The 17,652-nt window shown below is 58.0% G+C and carries 12 protein-coding genes and 1 pseudogene; 8 read left to right on the top strand and 5 right to left on the bottom strand.

Annotation, left to right across the window (positions count from 1 at the left end):
- Window positions 1–22 precede the first annotated feature (22 nt).
- A complete protein-coding gene (locus tag IVB13_RS24655) occupies window positions 23–643 on the bottom strand; it encodes a FecR family protein (RefSeq protein ID WP_026234035.1) in 621 nt (206 codons plus the stop codon).
- Between the two features lie 295 nt (window positions 644–938).
- Between IVB13_RS24655 and IVB13_RS24660 the strand changes: the two genes are divergently transcribed.
- The 5 genes and pseudogenes from IVB13_RS24660 to IVB13_RS24680 form a co-directional block, all read left to right on the top strand.
- Window positions 939–3,152 (top strand): VCBS domain-containing protein, encoded by a 2,214-nt coding sequence (locus IVB13_RS24660; RefSeq protein ID WP_247299817.1) that lies wholly within the window; start codon window positions 939–941, stop codon window positions 3,150–3,152.
- 610 nt (window positions 3,153–3,762) lie between these two features.
- Window positions 3,763–4,920: an FIST N-terminal domain-containing protein gene (locus tag IVB13_RS24665; protein WP_247490785.1), complete on the top strand. Its 1,158-nt coding sequence runs from the start codon at window positions 3,763–3,765 to the stop codon at window positions 4,918–4,920.
- Window positions 4,921–4,925: 5 nt separating this feature from the next.
- A complete protein-coding gene (locus tag IVB13_RS24670) occupies window positions 4,926–6,671 on the top strand; it encodes an ATP-binding protein (RefSeq protein ID WP_231190465.1) in 1,746 nt (581 codons plus the stop codon).
- A 480-nt stretch (window positions 6,672–7,151) separates the two neighbouring features.
- Entirely contained in the window at window positions 7,152–7,364 is a 213-nt protein-coding gene (locus tag IVB13_RS24675) for a hypothetical protein (protein WP_204512002.1), read from the top strand.
- A gap of 471 nt (window positions 7,365–7,835) precedes the next feature.
- Window positions 7,836–8,082 (top strand): annotated as a pseudogene (locus IVB13_RS24680) (DNA polymerase IV); the annotation flags it as partial.
- A 718-nt stretch (window positions 8,083–8,800) separates the two neighbouring features.
- Here IVB13_RS24680 and IVB13_RS24685 read toward each other — a convergent pair.
- Window positions 8,801–8,971, bottom strand: a complete 171-nt coding sequence (locus IVB13_RS24685; protein ID WP_018460462.1) for a hypothetical protein — start codon at window positions 8,969–8,971, stop codon at window positions 8,801–8,803.
- 1,080 nt (window positions 8,972–10,051) lie between these two features.
- Here IVB13_RS24685 and IVB13_RS24690 point away from each other — a divergent pair.
- Together IVB13_RS24690 and IVB13_RS24700 are read left to right on the top strand one after the other, a co-directional pair.
- Entirely contained in the window at window positions 10,052–10,450 is a 399-nt protein-coding gene (locus IVB13_RS24690) for a hypothetical protein (protein WP_094183477.1), read from the top strand.
- 1,384 nt (window positions 10,451–11,834) lie between these two features.
- Window positions 11,835–12,050, top strand: a complete 216-nt coding sequence (locus tag IVB13_RS24700) for a hypothetical protein (protein WP_247294782.1) — start codon at window positions 11,835–11,837, stop codon at window positions 12,048–12,050.
- Window positions 12,051–13,346: 1,296 nt separating this feature from the next.
- On the opposite strand, the gene IVB13_RS24705 is transcribed toward IVB13_RS24700, so the two are convergent.
- The 3 genes from IVB13_RS24705 to IVB13_RS24715 form a co-directional block, all read right to left on the bottom strand.
- A complete protein-coding gene (locus tag IVB13_RS24705; protein WP_018460464.1) occupies window positions 13,347–13,685 on the bottom strand; it encodes an ABC transporter substrate binding protein in 339 nt (112 codons plus the stop codon).
- Window positions 13,682–13,990, bottom strand: a complete 309-nt coding sequence (locus IVB13_RS24710) for a hypothetical protein (RefSeq protein WP_157643160.1) — start codon at window positions 13,988–13,990, stop codon at window positions 13,682–13,684. The genes IVB13_RS24705 and IVB13_RS24710 overlap by 4 nt, the downstream gene beginning before the upstream one ends.
- 383 nt (window positions 13,991–14,373) lie before the next feature.
- Entirely contained in the window at window positions 14,374–14,844 is a 471-nt protein-coding gene (locus IVB13_RS24715; protein ID WP_018460466.1) for a nuclear transport factor 2 family protein, read from the bottom strand.
- 1,355 nt (window positions 14,845–16,199) lie between these two features.
- Between IVB13_RS24715 and IVB13_RS24720 the strand changes: the two genes are divergently transcribed.
- A complete protein-coding gene (locus IVB13_RS24720) occupies window positions 16,200–17,609 on the top strand; it encodes a patatin-like phospholipase family protein (protein WP_247490787.1) in 1,410 nt (469 codons plus the stop codon).
- Window positions 17,610–17,652 lie beyond the last annotated feature (43 nt).

The following is a 17,652-nucleotide window of genomic DNA, read 5'->3' on the forward strand; positions in this document are numbered from 1 at the left end:
ACTGGCGCCGTCCCGAAGACCTTCAGCATCCCCGGCAGATGCCGAGAGCGCGGTCGGCCCTCCGCTGCCGGGGAGGCGCAACGGTCGGACCGGCCTTCCGCTTCATGACCGCATCCTTGCCCTCCTCGATCAGGGTGGCGAACTTGACCGTGCCGTCGTCCGAAATCTCGATGTGGGGCGTGGTGCCCCGGATCCCCAACGTCGCCACCGGCGTGTCCACCTTCATGCTCCCGGTCTTGGCGACGCTGCCGGCGACGAAGGTGAAGGTGCCTCTGGTCAGGCTGATCAGGGTTGAATTGTCCTTGCCGTCCGGATCGTAGACGAACTCGCTCATTTCCATGCTGGCGTTACTCGACAGGCTGAAGGAGCTGCCGTCGGCGAAATTGATACCGAGGCGCCCGTCGGCGCCCGTCCTGACGACGTCGCCCCGATAGACTGGATCGCCGACCTTCGCGCTGGCCCCGTTCTCGGACAGTCTCGCCTGCACAACCGCGGCATCGATATGCTCGATCACTGCCTTGCCAGCGACGGTCACGACCTTGCCGATTGGCTTGACGTCCTGCGCCCGAAGCGGCGCAGGCGGATACGCCACTGCAACGAGCAAAAGGCAGAGAAGTCCTGCGACCGTCCTTAGTCCGTGCATGCGTCGCTCCCGTCCGTGAAGTGCCCGCTTCGGCGGAATGATGCCAGAGCGCGCCCGGCGCACCATACCGCATGTTGCGACCGCCACTCTTTAGTCGCAACGGACGATGGTCCCGACCGCTCAGCGCCAACAAAAGAGCGCATTTGCGCGCACTCAGTCAACATTTCGTGAAGGGGTCTCGGGATGACAAAGCGTAGTCTGATGCGCAAAACCGGACACCTCGGCGGGTGGACTCACACGCGATCCATGGGTCCGGCCGCTTCGGCGGAAGCGGGCAGCATGCGAGGCGTTCAAGATGTCGCTCGCACGTGTCTTCACCGGTCTTTGGCCGGCGCAGAACCAACGCAGTCCGTCGTCCGTCCGCGGCGGGCGCGCTGTAGAGTCGGCGGTTGTCGCGAGACTCGGATGGGCCGGAGCGCTGTCTTTCGTCCCGTTGATCCTGACGGCGCTGAAAGAAGCGTGGGCCGCCGATCCCGATCTCGCGTTGTTCGACGATGCCTCCATCACCTACAAGGGCTTCGAGCATGGCACCTTCGAACTCATCACGAAGGAGGCGGTGCCGCGCCACATCATCGTGGACGATCCCGGGCAGACGGTCATCCTCAGCAAGACCGGATCGTCCGTCAGCTTCGCGCAGGTCGCCAACAACGCTTCGCGGATGGAGGACCTGCAGAGCCGGCAGCAGGACGTGCTCGACAACTACTCGAAGGACCATGGGCCGTCCGGATCCGGCACGCCTCCGGGCGAAGCGGTCGATCAGACGCTGCAGCCGATCGATTTCCACGCGCCGGACGGGCCCAATCCACAACATGCCCTTCCCGGGCTGGTGGTGCCGGCCAGCTTCGTGCCGGATGGGCCGTTGATCCATTCGCCACCGACACTGACGCTCGGGTCGGGCCCCGTCGAGATCGACACAGTCGCGTTCGATGAGTTCTCGGCGAGCAGCGGCAGCTTCTCGGCCACGAGCTTCGGCTCCGGCACGACCCCGACCTTCGGCATCGCGGGCGGCGCGATCGGCGCTTTCACCGTCGCGGGCGCAAGCTACGACGTCGAGAAGGCCGGCTCCTTCGGAATCCTGTACTTGAACAGCGGGACCGGCGCCTACGCCTACGTACCGAACAACGACGCTATCAACGCGTTGAAGGCGCCGAACGCCGACAGCTTCACGATCACGGCGTCCGACGACTTTGCCTCGGCAAGCCAAACCTTCACGATCGACATCGCCGGCACCGACGACGCGGCAGCGATAAGCGGCGAGACCGGCGGATCCGTCGCCACGATCGCCATGACTGCCGCCGCAATCGCGGCGGCGGCCATGGCGCACCACGTCCCAACCGCGACCGGCAAACTCGCCGACACCGATGTCGACGATCCGGCCAACACGTTTACGGCGGTGAGTTCTCCGCATGCCAGCGACAAAGGCTATGGCAGCTTTACGATGACGTCCGACGGGCACTGGACCTATGCGCTGGATTCCGCCAGCGCCGCGGTGCTGGCGCTAACGGCGGGCCAGACCCTGACAGACACCTTCACCGTGACCACCATCGGCGGCACGCCGCAGGTCGTCACGATGACCATCCAAGGCGCCGACGATCCGGCCGTCATCTCCGGGGACACGCATGGTCGCGTGGTCGAAGCAGGCGGAGCCGACAATTCCGCGCAGGGCGTCCCAACCGCGTGCGGCCTTTTGACCGCCACCGACGTCGACGGCCCGTCGAACGCGTTCGATCCCGTCAAATGTCCGGAGCCGAGCGACCACGGTTACGGCAGCTTCACCATGACCGCGGATGGGCACTGGACCTTCGCGCTCGACAACGGCAACTGCGCGGTGCAGGCGCTGAACGCAGGTCAATCGCTGACTGACGATTTCACCGTGAGGGCCGCGGACGGTACGGCACAGACGGTGACGGTCACCATCGAGGGCGCCAACGACGCCGCGGTCGTCTGCGGCGATATTTGCGGACGCGTGACCGAGCCAAGCAATTCCTGCGAACCCCCGCCAAGCGCCAGCGGCACCTTGTCCGAGCGGGACGTCGACAATCCCGACGACACCTTCACGGCCACGACATGTCCGCAGGCGAGCGACCACGGCTACGGCAGTTTCACGATGACGACCTGCGGCACGTGGACATATGTCCTCAACCCCGACAATCCCGCGGTCCAGGCCTTGAGGTCTTGTGACGCGCTGACCGACACCTTCACCGTGACCACGATCGACGGCACGCCGCAGATCGTGACCGTGGTCATTCAGGGCGCCGACGACCAAGGCTTTGACAACCGGGCCGAGCCCGCGTTCCATTTCGAGGCGGGTGCGGAACAGCAGCATGCCAGCTCGACGCCCCCGGCGGTCACTTCCTCGGTACCCGTCGCCGCGCTCAATCCGGAGTACGATTCCGCCGCGGCCGCATGGCCCCATCCGGCCGATGAGGCGCCGGAGGGTTGGCGTTTCGACGGGGAGGCTGCTGGCAAGGGCGGACAGCTACCCTTCCAACACGATCTGATCCTCTGAGAGCCGCCGACGCCTTCGTCGCGTCCGGCTGATTGGCGTTTTCCGGGGCGCTCCCATGGCTGCGCCGATCACATTCATGGACCCGCACCGCCATCAGCTGCACGGCCATCAAGAAGCTGCACGGCCATCAAGAGCCATGAAGGGGCGCTACTTCATTTCCGCTCCGAGGCACGATAATAATGAGTCATTGTAACCTCCAAAATCATACTCGGAAAGGCGACAGGAGCAGCACTTTCAGGATTCGCGATGTCCGCTTCGGGTCAATCGCGTCGGTCGGCCGTTCGGTTGACCACTTCTCGTCGGCCCGACAGCAGACATTCGCATCAGGCCGCCGCTCCGAAAAAAGATCCAGCCGACCACGGCTCGATCGCGGATAGCTGTCCGCTTTGGGTCGCCAGAAGGAAAGCGTCCCGACTAAAGCGTTACGACACCCCGAACCAACTTCGCTTTAAACCTTTGATTACCGACGGTGAGAATTGGCAGATTGCAGAGTAAAAGCCCCAAAAGGTTTACGTCACTTTGCCGCCTCGAGGCCCCTTGATATTTTCGAGCTACTTGGAACTTATCCTTTCGGAGGTTGTTTACTGCTGTTGTCTAAGTGGGGGAAACAATGAAAGCGTCGGTAGTCTCGACGGATTCGAGCGATAGCTCGACTGCAGGCGAATTTCTGGCCACCGAAATACGAAGATCCCTAAGCACACCGCCTGCTGCCTTGGTGTTATTTGCAGCTCCTCAGCATGACCACGGAGCGATACTTTCTGCCATAAAAAAGGAGCTGCCCGATACCATCATTGTTGGAGCTTCATCTGCCGGCGAGTTTACGAATGTGAGCAGTGGTCAAGGCTTGGCGTGTGCACTGGGGTTGGTGGGCGACGATGTGGTCTTCTCACATAGTGTTGGACGTAACCTCGCGATGGATGCCACTGCGGCAGCCCAGGAGATAGTTTCGAGGTTTACACCAACACCGCCCGGACGATTTCCGTTTCGGGCTGCTCTCGTTCTAGCTGATGCTCTAGCTGGGCATGCTGATATTTTAGTAGATCAGTTGACGTTAGCTACAGCCGGTCAGTATCAGTTTTTTGGTGGAGGAGCGGGGGACAACGCTCAATTTCAAAAGACCACTGTATTTTGTGGAGAAGAAGTTTTGTCCGACGCCGCGGTGGCATTGGAGATTCTCTCCTCGAAGCCGATCGGCGTGGGTGTTAGTCACGGCTGGAAACCTGCGTCCCGAGCCTATCGCGTCACGGCGAGCGACGGCATGAAAGTGATAAGCCTTGATGGGTTTCCAGCGATCGAAGCATTCGTAGAACACGCGGAAGAGACTCATCAGAACTTGGATCGGAAAGAACCGTTACCATTCTTCCTGCACAATATTATTGGGGTTGATAGCGGAGCTGAACATCGCTTGCGTGTTCCTCTGGCTGTGGATGAGGAAGGCGCAGTTGTGTGCGCCGCTGAGGTCCCCGTTGGTTCAGTTGTAAGAATTATGAAGACTAGCACGGCATCCGCAGTTTCTGCCGCGAAGCAGGCTGCAAATGCTGCTTTGGATGCATTAGGCGGCCCCCCAGCGGCGGCCCTTTTCTTTGATTGCGTCGCTACTCGCCTCCGTATGGGAGACGAGTTCGGGTTGGAACTCTCAAGCCTGCAAGAACGATTTTCGGAAGTGCCGTTGACGGGGTGTAACACCCACGGTCAAATCGCCCGAGCGGAGGGGCAGTTCAGTGGCTTTCACAACTGCACTGCAGTCGTTTGCGTATTTCCCGAGTAGGTCACTTGAAGGATGACGGGGCTCATCTTTTAAGTGGTTTTGCCAACGCCAACGGGAGGCGAGAAGCTGCCGCGCGATTAGCCAAGTTTATGGGAGGCGATGCTTTCCTCATTTTCTTGAAGGATGAAGAAACGGGGAGTTTTACGCCAGCTCAGGGATTTGACCAGCGCCTGCCTGGCGGCCCGTCTTGGCGAGCGTTTTTGAAGCAAGCATCAAGCTGCTGTGAGTTCTTCGGAGAGGTAGCATTTCCCGACGCTAACACGCTCGTTCCCGCGGTCGCTCGTTCGACCCCTGCGGCAATCCTGGTATTTGTCGGCAGGAACTTGTCTATCCCTTGGAATGATATCGAATCGAGCCTTCCGCTTTTAATTGAACTACTAAAGACTGAAGCGCGGGTTCATATGGCCCTAGCGCGCGCAAGTTCTGCCACGGAGGCGGCTACTCACGCAACGCATCTTGCGAGAGCACTCGATGGTGCGCGTAAAGATGTGTCCGCTACGTCCTTAAAGCTACAGCAACTCAATGCGACGCTGGAACAGCGTGTAGCGGAAGAAATCGCGCGTCGAACGGAGGCCGAAGCAGCGCTGCGCCAAGCTCAAAAGCTTGAGGCCATCGGTCAGCTTACCGGCGGTGTTGCACACGACTTTAACAACCTGCTTACGGTGATCATGGGTGGTCTTGATACGATCGGACGGCAGATCGCAAGCATGTCCGATGCGCCACAGTTTGGGCGCATCATGCGAGCGCAGGCGATGGCGCATCATGCATCCCAGCGCGCGGCCACACTCACCGCCCGCTTGCTAGCTTTTTCACGTCGCCAACCGCTGGATCCAAAGTCCATTGATGTAGATCGCTTGCTCGGGGGAATGAGCGAACTGCTCAAGAGCACTTTAGGAGAGCAAATCAGGATCGAGATAGTTGGCAATGCCGGTTTGTGGAGCGCCTTTGCTGACGCATCGGAACTAGAACATGGCATCCTCAATCTGGCGGTTAACGCGCGGGATGCAATGCCCGGCGGCGGACGACTTACAATCGAGACCGGCAACACCTGGCTGGATGATGAGTATGTTGCCGCGCTCCCAGAACCCGTGCCTCCCGGCCAATACGTTTTGGTTGCTGTCACCGACACTGGAACCGGAATGGATAAGGCAACCCTGGATCGCGTGTTCGAGCCGTTCTTCACGACTAAGGAGGTCGGCAAAGGAACTGGGCTGGGGCTAAGTCAAGTTTACGGGTTCGTGCGACAGACGGGTGGCCACATTAGGATTTATAGCGAACCGGGGCATGGCACGACGGTCAAACTCTATCTTCCTCGGTCCAAGACTGAACCCGACAAGCAGGAAGATCGCAGTATTCCGACAGCAACAATGTTACGGGGGAATGAGGCCATCCTCGTTGTGGAAGATCATGACGATTTGCGCGCGTATTCATCCGGTGTGCTCCGCGATCTCGGATATCAAGTTTTCGAAGCAGCCGACGCGGCATCAGCGATTGCTTTCCTTGAATCATCTCGCACCATCGATCTTCTCTTCACCGACGTCGTGCTCCCGGATGGCCTTCACGGACGTAACATCGCAGATCGGGCTAGAAGGTTGCATCCAATGATCAAGGTGCTGTTCACGACGGGCTACACACGGAATGCGATAGTCCACAACGGTCGACTTGATGCGGGGGTCAACTTGTTGAGCAAGCCATTTACCTTTCGCGGTCTGGCGGAGAAAGTACGAAGAATTCTTGACGAACAAACATGACTGAAATCGGATCGAGGCTATTCATTTGCCGGCCTTCGGATGGGTGCCGTCCTTCTCCTCCCGAAGTTGATCGTTTTCCAGATGCCGGAATGCTCAAATCCTCTGCGGAATCGCGAGACATAAATATTCGCCATCATTCGTCCAATAATTTCGGGGTTGCATGCGCAACGACTTACGCGAGACGTATCTGTTTGAAGCCAGGCCAGTTCTGAAATGGCGCTTGCATTTTCAGTGCGAGTCTAATCCGCTGAACCGCAGCCTCCCCTTCACGGTTTCATCGGAAGCAGCCGTTATCGGCCGGCCGGGCAAGCCTTCCGGAATGGATAGGACACTGCCATCTGATTCCCCGCGCTGCCCATCAACGTCCTTCGCCACTGCGATCTCAAGTCGGTCGCAGAAAGTTGCGCGGGTGCGTCGGCTCTTCTTGACTTCGCAACCGTAGCCTACTCAACTGAGAGCAGTGATGTTGCGAGGTGCGTCATGGAGCAGGAATTCTACCAGGGTCTCGCGCAGCGGGTCCGCGCCATCGCCCCGAAGGCCGATCCGTTCACCCGCCGTCGGTTGCTGGATCTCGCCAAGCGATACGATGCGAAGGGCAAGCCGGCGTCCCGGTCCGGAGCAAGCGAGCGGCCGCTCCCGGGGCCGCGCACAACGCCACCGCCATCGATCTTCTCCGGACCGGGCGAGGCCTGAGGCACCGGCGCCAGCAGCCACCTCAAAGGCCGTTTGTGATGAGATCACTCTCACCCGCTCCACGAACTCGGCCGGGAATCAAGAGTGCCAGCAGTGCCCCTCGAAGAAATCGAAAATGAGAATTGAGAATATGCTGAAAGCAGCACTCTCCAGGAACGCCGGGGGAGAGGGTGCGATGCCGGAGGCACAGAGCGGAATCAGCCGGCGGATTCGCATTTGAAGCAGCGCCACGTCGAGGGCGCGTTGCAATTGCAACTTTCGGCTTCTTGCAACCCGGACAGGCGGGAATGGAGCGCGGCATCGGGTTCGAGACGCAGGAGCCGTGCAGAGAATTTAGCTGAAGGGATTCGACGCGCTGGCTAACTCAGGAGAACTTCGAATATGATCCTGCGGAGGCTTCCGTGGCAAGCCTTTCGGCCTGTTCGGCGAGTACGGGCCCGCTGATTGCGTATCCGGGATCAGTCTAAGCCCCACTGCGAGGACAAGGGCGCACCGGGCCGGACGGACACGCTGAAGATAAAGTTCAAGGACTTCGGGATCATCACCCGCAGCGGTCTGTCTCCGTGGTGGTCTCGAGCAGAGACGACCTCGAGCGCTGTCCATCGCACTGCTTCAAAACGCGATGCCGCTTCCCAGGCTGGTCCGGCTGTTGGACGTCTCACTCTCCTCGCTGCAAGGGGAGGGCTTGGCAGAGCCGCAGTTTGGCCTGCCGATCTGATAGTCGATGGAAGCCACTAACTTCCCTAGGCAGCCGCGCGGGTTCGATGCAGCGGGAGGGCCATCAGGTGTCCTGAGATCGACCTTCGCGCCGAGACTGCTCATGTCACATTCGACGTGAATAAAGGTGATGCAATCGCGGCTGCTCTAAGCTAATTTCAGTGCTACGGCGCCACGCAAGAGTGCCACACAAAAACAGATCGCCGGACCGAAAACATCAATAAAATCAATGAAAAGCAGGATTGTGATCATAGTTCAATCCTGTCTGGCAGCACCAGCTAATTCAAACACTTACCTCCATCGTGCTCTCCGCAAAATTCGCGCCGGAAGCACCCCGGAAGCACGGTGAGCGGATCTTCGCCGCTCACCGATGCCTCGTGCAGCAATCAGTGGAGCTGCAGGAGCTTCTACGACTGTTGCTCGGCACAGAAAGGCAGTCGCCCTTCTTGCGCCAACGTCGGTCCGGCAAATAGGCCGACGGCAGGAAAAGTTCTGGTCATCGCAATATTCCGTCGGACCTGGTTGAGCTGATTCCCGCTTCGATTGTATCGCATTCTCCTGAGAGATGGCGCCACAACCTTGGCCGGCTATCCCCTGAAAGAGCAAAATAGGATCGACGGGCGGAGTCGATACTTGGCATCTCGCGGCCCCGAGTCCGGAGTTCGAAATACCCCTACCCCTGACCCATCCGGCGATTTCGCTGAGGGGCGCCTGAAGCTCTATTCACGATGTTCGGCGCCGAGGACCGTATTGGTTGCAGGGTCGAATGGACAGCCTTGCGCGAACGTGCCGCCGCCGACCGCGCCGATCCGAATGATATTGCCGGCACGGTCAAAAGGCATCGGTAGACCATCGAGCAGATCGCAAGCGATCAGTACGACGACGGGCAACGAAATCCCGGTCGTTCGGACCGAGCAGCTCGTGCCGGCCGGCGGACGGCCCAACGACCGGACCGCGGCTCAAGCGCGACACCCTGACGCAGTGAGCCTGACGAATCAGTCAGCTATTTTACCTGTGGTAGTCTTTTACTTTTACTACTCGCGATCTTTTGCTCTGACGCCGTCCTGATAGTGCCTTTTTTGTGCTGGGGAGGACATTTATGCGAGGCTCTCGCGCAATCCTTTACGTCGAACAACTTAGCGAACTCACTTCTCAGCTCTCAGAATTGGAAGATCTTCGAGGTCTGGTCGACGAAGCAGAGCGTCACGCCCGCGGTGTGCCCCCATTTCGCTTCACACGCCCTACTTCGCGCCGCCTTCGAAGTCGCAAACCGAGCGCCCTCTCTGTCCCATTCCGCCGCCTCACGCCACCAAGCTGGAACGCAGGAGCTCTCAGCCCTCCTGACAACGACAACCAAATCGATCGGACCTTGCTTGAGCCATTCCCCGATGGATGATGGGCTTCCCCCTGAGCCGCTCCAAGCGCGACCTTGACGAACAGATCGATCCATGGTGACAGCCGCGCAAGAGGCGTCAAAGGTCCTTGCCGATCGCATCTTGGAATAATGCCCTTTCCACCCTGATTTGCCGGTCCATAAGATGGCTCGTGAGCATTGTGGCGGCGTTCTTGATCTGCCTCTTTATCTATGCCGGGTCCGTCTTCGTTGCGGCCTTGAGCCTAGTTTCGGCCGTGCGAAGCGGAGATGCCGCTGAGGTGATGGCCGTACGAATTTGCCGCGCATCCGGCATTCGATCGTCGACCAGCCACAATTTTTGGTCCGCGCTGCGCACGGGGAACGACCCCGGTCGTCCCGGGGCTGGCGCCGGACGCGCCGGGGCCGCCCGACGTGCCACCGAAGCAGCGCGCCGTTGCCATCTTGCTTCCGGCAATAACTAGCTGGTGTATCATTTGATAGAACGGGCGCTAAATCCCGCTTCCCTCTTTCGAATGAATCCTCGGAGATGCCAGAACGGCACCAATCCCTCCCGACGCAAAAATGAGATATCCTGCCCCGACTCAGGGAGCCTCCCATGGCTAAAAAATCAATAGTCGAACGAATTTCAGACACTGTAAAAGAGATCGTGGACACCGCCTCGACTGCAGCCGCGGATGCTATGAAGCCCGATCCAGAAGCGGTTGCCGGAGTGACCAACGAGCAAGTCTACATTCCTGAAGCGACCGATGCTGCCGCTGTTCCGCCGCCGATCATCACTCGGAAGAAGAAGCGCGTTCCTGCCCCTATGAGAGCTAACAGACGGGTCGCAGCTGCTCGTACAAAGAAGACCGTATCCGCGGCGAAGAAGTCTGCCAAGAAGCCGGCTAAAACGCCACCCAAGGAGGCTGCAAAGAAAGCCGCACCACAGAAGGCGACCAAGAATTCTGCGTCTAAGAAGACCGCGAAGAAGAGCAAGAGTAAATCGAAGCGCTAGCGCTCCTTCGCGGAGCAGTTCGTTGCGACCACCAGAAACGACTCATGCTTTACTTCTGCGGCGCTCGGGTCTTCCTCCCCGTGTTCGTCCTTCACAGCCCGGCCGTCCTGACAGTCGGGGTAGAACCTTGTGATCCCCCAATGCGATGCCTTTACAACGGCTGAAGCTTTCTAGCCGGTTACTTTCACGTCTCGAACTGGGACGGGCGAAACCACATTTCTTTCAGACTCCTCTCCTAAGCATTACGCAGGAGGCCGATGATGAAGCCATCAGAGATTTACAAAGAGAACGCAGACAACTGCGCAACGCTCGCTGAAGGGGAACCATCTAAGAATAGTCCGGCTTACAAGCGGTACCGGCGCATGGAAGAGGCGTGGCGAGCTTTAGCCGAGGAGCAGGAATGGCTAGATGGGGAAGTGCCCCCCGTCGGGTCAAACCGAGCCGACACAACGAAAAAGCGGCCCGGTTAGGGCGGCTACGTCGGAGCATTCAATAGGTTGCGAGGTACTTCCGCTTTGATGGTGGCATGTCCCCTCCTGCTAGACGCCACACGCCAACGGCCGAGCGCTCAAGATCACCTTCGGCGAGATGCGCGAGATGGGCCTACGCGGTGTCCTGGTCTGCTGCCACTCCGGCCACAACGTTGCACTCAGCGCCGCTCGCTGGTCGGACGATGTTCGCCTGTCTGATATCGAGGCGCGTTGTGTATGCGCCGGATGCGGCAACCGAGGGGCTCAGGTCAGACCGGATTTTAGCACCGGCAAGCCGCCGCAGTTTGCGAGATCGAGCGCTCGTTGGAGGAACGAACGCGCAGAGGAAAAATTGCAGGTTTTGTTAGCTCTCTTCTTCGAGCTGGCGGAGCGGCCCCGGCATCAACCCTCAAGCCCCCAAGCCGGGGTCGTCTCTCAGTGCGCCAGCTTCCGCTGCCAACATATCCCGGATAGCTTCCGACCGCCACCCTTTCATCTGCCAAATTGACATAGGCGACCGCTAAATCAAACTGGGCGCCAAGACGGTCCTGGAAAAAGCGGCCCCAGGCAGATGATTCCTGAGGCCGGAAGTTCTACGCGTCCGCTCCGAGACATCGCCCGGAGCTGGAGGCGAACGCACCCAGATTGCCGAATGTTCCCGATCCCCATGGACCTGAGAGCCGGGGCACTGATGCACGTTAAGCCTTCTGCCGATTGTGAAACTGATCATATTGCGAGCCAGAGATGCTGCGGTACGATCATCGCACCGGGGCTGGCTGCATATTTCACCTAGTCGTTTTTGACCCGGAATTTTTGACCGCGCGGGCCGCAGCAGCAGTCCCCCTGCTGCGGCCTTCGTGATCACGGCTCTTAGTACCAATGACTTCGCGTCCTGTGCCATTGGAGAAGGTATTATGCCCAAAGAGAAAAATTGCCTGATTGTTCGTGCTGCGGGAAGACAACTGGACCTGTTACGCGACGAAGCCTCCCGCATCGCAAAAGGCAGTAACGTCGATTGGTGGATCGATCAGGCAGAGGTCGGCACTCGCTTTTGCTTCGAGGATACAAAAGCAAAAGAGTCATTCGCTCTCGCTTGTGACAACTTCGGTATTCCCTGCCAAGACGGCTAGTCCGCAGTTGAGCTGTAAGCCAGCGGCAGGGCCGCACAACCATCATAGCAGTCCAGCCCTATCCGGCTCCCGTGCCTGGAGGTCCGCACCTGATCCGAAGCACGTGAACCGAGCCCGTCAGCGCCGGCGCCGACAGCGGGCCATGAAGCAACGCACTGGCCGAGATAAGGGCCAAGCTGTTCCCGTCTGAACTCGTTGTCACCCGCTCTGAGGCCATCGCACTGAGATCAGATTGCGCTGTGTAGAGCCCGCCTGAATGGGGCGCGAGATCAGAACCAGGTGCGGTTATTTTGGAAGCATGCCTGTTTGGTGCGGTCCCAGATGAAATCCCCGCCGCCGCAGGGTGGACGGGGGCGAGCGGTCGCCGGGCATTCGTTCCGAACCTTGGCTCCCGTGCCCCAGCCGTCGACGACACATGCGCCACCGGTTGTCCTATGACAGCCCTCGCCACAGCCACCCGCTGCGTGCGCCCCACTAGCAGCAGCCAGAACCGTGGTCGCGAGGAGCATTCCTTGTAAGATTTTTATCACGCCAGACTCCTTCGAAGCGAATGACCCGAGCGAGAAGGAACAGATCATAACTCCTGCCGTGCCTCTTAGCTACGATCAGCGCGGCGCGAAGTCCCCGGCTCCCCACGAACCGCTCGATGGATGCGCTCCCCGTTCGAAGCTGTTGATCCAGCATTTTTACAAACTACAACCAGGTCAGCACAGCTGCATTTTTCGAATCATCCACCTGTCTCCGGACTGGAGGGACGTTCTGTTCCCGAGGCGCGTGTGAGCCACTTTGCCTCGGTCCTGCTCTTGCTGGCCAACTTGATGCTAACGCTATGTTTCGGCTTGGCAGCGTGGCGCGTTTCCGACGAGGGGACGCTGGTAAACCCGTAGCATTGGCCTAGGCTGGATGCAAACCTCGGCCAACTGACATATCCGCGTACCCCTCGCATTTTGATCTCGCGGGCTGCTGAGCGCAGGCGACCACCTGCCCCGCTATGCGCCGCGACGCTGCTACGCTCTCAACGGCAAGGCGGTCCTGAAGCATATGACGTCTAGAGTGGGTCACGAGCGGCCTTTGGTGTCCCAGGCTGCTTACTTCCGCTTGAGCTCCGGGGACCATCATCAGCGCCGGTCAGAATGTCCGAGATGGGCCCAACAGCAGACTCGTGCAGCGCAGAAGATCGTTATTCAATCACCTCGGCCGAGCAGCGTCGCAGGGAGATCGATGCCGAGCGCCTTGACCTTCGAGAACATCGGAATGCTCCCGGTCCTCAACCCGGAGGTCTGCAATCGGTGGTCATTAGCGGACAATCAACTCGTCAGCCCTCGCGACCAAATGCTGAGGAACAGATAGGCCCATATCTTTGGCAGCTTTGAGGTTGATCGCAAGATGGAATTCGCTCGGCCCTTCGACGGGCAAATCACTTGGCTTTGCCCCGTTGAGGATCTTCTCGACGAAATATGCGCCCCGACGCCATATTCCATCAATTGTAGGACCAAAGGCAAGCAGTCCGCCGCTCTGCACCCATTCTCGATATTCATGGGCGTTCGGAATTTTGTTTTCTATTCCGAAGTCGACAATCCTCTTCCGATCAAAGACGAACATCGGATCGGTGACGGTAGTCATCGCATCAATCATCGGATCCTGCCTTTTGCGCAGGATTGAAGCAAACGCGACCTCAAATTCCGGCGGTGAACGAACTTCAAACGTTCCACGATCACGTCGACATTCTGCCGGACCAGATCGGCAGCCATCCCAGGCAGAAGTTCCGAATGTCCTTTTGCCTCCCGCCATTCGATGGTGAGATTGTTGCCCTCCGAATAGCCGCGATCACTTAATTCGCGAACGAAGCCGTTTACCCAAGGATAGCTGCTCAAATTAGCCGTCAGATATCCAATGCGGTAAATCTTTTTAGATTGCGCGCTTGAGCCGCCAGCGGCCACACCGCAGCGCCGCCGAGTGCCGTTATGAACTCGCGCCGCTTCATGTCTGATGCCTCGGCAAAGGTAGAGACAACCTATCACTCGCCCCAAACTAACACATTGGGACTGGCCGGCCATGACTTCTGCCACAGAATCTCGAGTACGCCTGCCAGCCGCGCGATGTGCGGTGCGGGTTCAAAAGCGAAAACCTCAACGCGAGCATATTCAGTCCGCTAAGCCCCATGGAACGGACCTCAATGAGACGTGGATGGGCCACTTGCAGACATCGCGCGAGCGGTGTGCATTTCGAGGCAACCGTATTTCGCTTTCGGACGCGTGCAGCAAGATCAAACGCCCACCCTCAAAGAGGATGGGCGCGTGGTGACTTACGACATGATGACGTCCTACTTCTTCTCGGCGCTGGCTTCCTTAGCTGGAGGCGGCTTCATGCCGACGGTCAACTGGCGGATTTTTAAAGCGCCGCCTTCACGTATGTCGATGGCGCCCCAGAACACTGTAACCTTGGTGGCGTCGCCGCTCTTAGGGTCCTTACCGAAGATGTCGGTCTCGCCGTTGGCAACGACCAGATCGTTGTTGATGACCGACATGTTGCCGACTCTGATCTCTATATGATCGGTGCCGTTCTTGAAGTTGTTTTCGTATACGGTCTTGAGATCGGAAAACACACCGCCCGGGTTGATCTGGACCCCGTCCTTTGTATAGAGCGCAGCGACACAGGCCGCGTCTTTCTTGGCGACGCAGTCGGTGTAGGCGACGGCTAATTTTTCGGCCTCCTGCTTGACCTCATCGGCCAGTGCCGGTGCAGAGATGAAGGCGGAAGAACACAATGCCAAGAGCAATGAACGTCGCTTCATAGCAACTTCCCCTCTGGTTGTGATGCACAATTGCATCGCGACGTCCTCCTGACGTAGGACGTCGCGTTGCATTTGTTCCGGGGGGCATTCTTTCGTTAGGCTGTAATACTACGAGTATATGCCACTTTGCACGGCTTGGCGCGCGCCAACTTTGATCATCGACGACGGAGGCGGCATTCCTTCGAGAATGCGGCGAATGCGGTCGGGAAAGACAGGCAAGTTGACGCATGTGACAGATGAAAGTGTCTTGCTCGACGCGCGCGATGGCCTTGTTATCCAGATTGTTTACCAAAGCGGCCGGCAAACGGCCCAAGCAATTGCTGGATCGCTATCAAGCGGCCAGAGGCACGCACATCCCGATCCAGCTACTTGTGCGCGACCGCACCGCTCGATAGGCCCACTAGTGAGAGGGAGTCTCGGAACTCGGCCTGCGGGACGCATAATGCGTTGCACTATCACTGATCTTGTCGGGGACCCATTCCTCCGCGGTTGAGTCCCAATGATGAGTGTCGTCGAAGTGTTTCCAGAGTGGCCGCTTTGGCTTGCTTTCACCCTTCTGTCGGTTTGCATTCAGTGTGCGGAGTTGGACGACGAGCACCCCAGCCATCATCACCCATTCGCGAGCGCTATATCGGGAGTTCCATTTGATTGCGGCGAGCATTGGATGCCTCCTTTAAAGTAAGAAGCCTCTGCCACATTAGGGTGGGCCAAGAATGCAGGGATATAAACTACCTCACAGTTTGCCAACATCTTCGACATAGCCGCGGGCGATCTCACTGCGCGGCGACTGTAACCTACGTTCGTTCGGTACTCGGGCGTCATTTGCCGGGCCATCAAAACGCCCGCGACGATGTGTAGGATTGTTTTTTGGTCGCAAAGGCACGTCTCTCTTAGAGAGTGGATTTTATCGATCGTAGGTGCGCTCTCCATGGAGGTCAGCGCATGCTCCGTCCAAGGACGACTTCGGGTCAAAATGCGAAGAACTCAACCGGAGCAAATCTGGTCCGCCTTGCCGTACAGAGCGGACCTCAACGAAGCGCTCAGCGAGTTCGCTGACGCGCCATTACCGGAAGTCACGAAATGGACTACAGCTACTCCTACTACCGTCAGCGATTAATATCTAACGCGAACTGGTTCACACCTGTACGAGAGGGTCAAACGTAATCGCACGATACCAAGTCCTCGCGCTCCTAGCGTATGTGCGCTAGTTCGATGCGAAGGTCCAAGAAAGCGTCGAATATCCACCTCAACCGCGCTTTCCAATGATCCCAAAAACGATTAATCTCTTCCTCTTCACGCAATTCGGAAACTCGATCGGAGAATAAGCCACACGATAAAATAGATGGGAGGAACCAATGGTGAAGAGAGCGATTACGCTCGGCGGCGGCGGACCGGCAGCAGGGCTACACATCGGGGTTCTGAAAGCACTTGCTGAGGACGGCAAGACGTTCGACGATAAGTCTGATGTGTGGGCGTTGTCCTGCATCGGCGCCTGGGTTGGCATCGTCTACAATCAATTCGATGAAGAAAAAATCAAAAAAGAAAACAAAAGCAGAGCCGAGCTGACCTATGAATTCTTCAGGGACGGCGTGTTTCGGGACGATGAAGGCTATGAGCGTTTCCCCATAAACACCGTATTCGGGACGGATTGGAACGCCAACATCAAGGCCTTCCAGGACTTCGTCACCGATCCCAAAAGTTACAGTGATTTCCGATGGCAACCGTACAAAATGATGGAACAGATCCAGGGCAACATGTCCGCTTGGTTCAATCGTCTGCCTCGTGGTGAACAACCCTTCAAGGAATGGCGCGAAGGAGACATCAACAACTGGATACTCAATAAGGTGCTCGCACCTAATCCACTTGTCCGATACCTCACCTCCCTGGTGTACTTGTCCAAGGTCAACGGCCTATCCAGGATCAACTATCCGGATAGCGAGTTTATGAAGAGCATAAACTTCGACGAGCTGAAAAAGGACGGTATGCCACACATCTATCACAACGCCTGGAATCTCGACGAACAGAAGCTGGCGTTGTTTTCCAATCGTCGGATGAAGGAGGACGAGAAAAAGCAGTACAGGGGAGCTATCGACTCACGCAGCCTGTGTGCGTGTTCGTCTCTTCCCTTCGTCGAAGGGACGGTTGAGATCGACCAAGTTACATATTGCGAAGGGGCGTTAGTCGATACTGTGAACTTCGATAGCTTGCTCGAGGAGCACCCTGATTTGGATGAAATCTGGGTGAGCCGGATCGTCGATGCGAAGCAAATCCGCGTTCCGAAAAATCTTCACGATGCACTAGCAAATCTCTGCCAACTGTTTGCGGCAACGGTCGGTGAGGATGACGTCAAGCTTTTCAAATATCACGTCAAAGAGGCGCACACACTCGACAGAGCAGCCGAAGCCGGAATACTCGAGAAAGCGGTCGAGTGCGGGATGCTCGACAAACCAGCCGTGGACAGGAGGAACGGGAAAACGCCTTGGAGAGGCGTAGTCGTCGAGATTCACGTGCCGGGGCACATCAATTTCAAGTGGAACCACAGCAATCTCGAAAATTCGATAACGCTAGGATACGCCGCCGCTAAACAAGCAATCGATGCATTTAACAAAGCGGAAAACGAGATTAAGGCGAATAGTAAAGACGACAAGCTGCTCAAGCCCATTTTCATAAACGAGAATCCACAGGACGACCCGAATTGGTTAGAGCTGCGAGATCGTACTTATGCGGCTCTAAAGAGGGCGGCTAGTGGTGCCAAGCCCAAGTAAGCAGATCGCGTTGCGATTTAAATCTGCGCAAGCGTTGTCCCGG

This window comes from Bradyrhizobium sp. 17, assembly GCF_023073515.1.
Classification (GTDB): domain Bacteria; phylum Pseudomonadota; class Alphaproteobacteria; order Rhizobiales; family Xanthobacteraceae; genus Bradyrhizobium; species Bradyrhizobium canariense_D.

What these genes read in the sequence shown, in the direction of transcription:
- IVB13_RS24655 (WP_026234035.1), bottom strand. Translation starts at nt 643, where the DNA reads ATGCACGGACTAAGGACGGTCGCAGGACTTCTCTGCCTTTTGCTCGTT.
- IVB13_RS24660 (WP_247299817.1), top strand. Translation starts at nt 939, where the DNA reads ATGTCGCTCGCACGTGTCTTCACCGGTCTTTGGCCGGCGCAGAACCAA.
- IVB13_RS24665 (WP_247490785.1), top strand. Translation starts at nt 3,763, where the DNA reads ATGAAAGCGTCGGTAGTCTCGACGGATTCGAGCGATAGCTCGACTGCA.
- IVB13_RS24675 (WP_204512002.1), top strand. Translation starts at nt 7,152, where the DNA reads ATGGAGCAGGAATTCTACCAGGGTCTCGCGCAGCGGGTCCGCGCCATC.
- IVB13_RS24690 (WP_094183477.1), top strand. Translation starts at nt 10,052, where the DNA reads ATGGCTAAAAAATCAATAGTCGAACGAATTTCAGACACTGTAAAAGAG.
- IVB13_RS24700 (WP_247294782.1), top strand. Translation starts at nt 11,835, where the DNA reads ATGCCCAAAGAGAAAAATTGCCTGATTGTTCGTGCTGCGGGAAGACAA.
- IVB13_RS24705 (WP_018460464.1), bottom strand. Translation starts at nt 13,685, where the DNA reads ATGATTGATGCGATGACTACCGTCACCGATCCGATGTTCGTCTTTGAT.
- IVB13_RS24715 (WP_018460466.1), bottom strand. Translation starts at nt 14,844, where the DNA reads ATGAAGCGACGTTCATTGCTCTTGGCATTGTGTTCTTCCGCCTTCATC.
- IVB13_RS24720 (WP_247490787.1), top strand. Translation starts at nt 16,200, where the DNA reads ATGGTGAAGAGAGCGATTACGCTCGGCGGCGGCGGACCGGCAGCAGGG.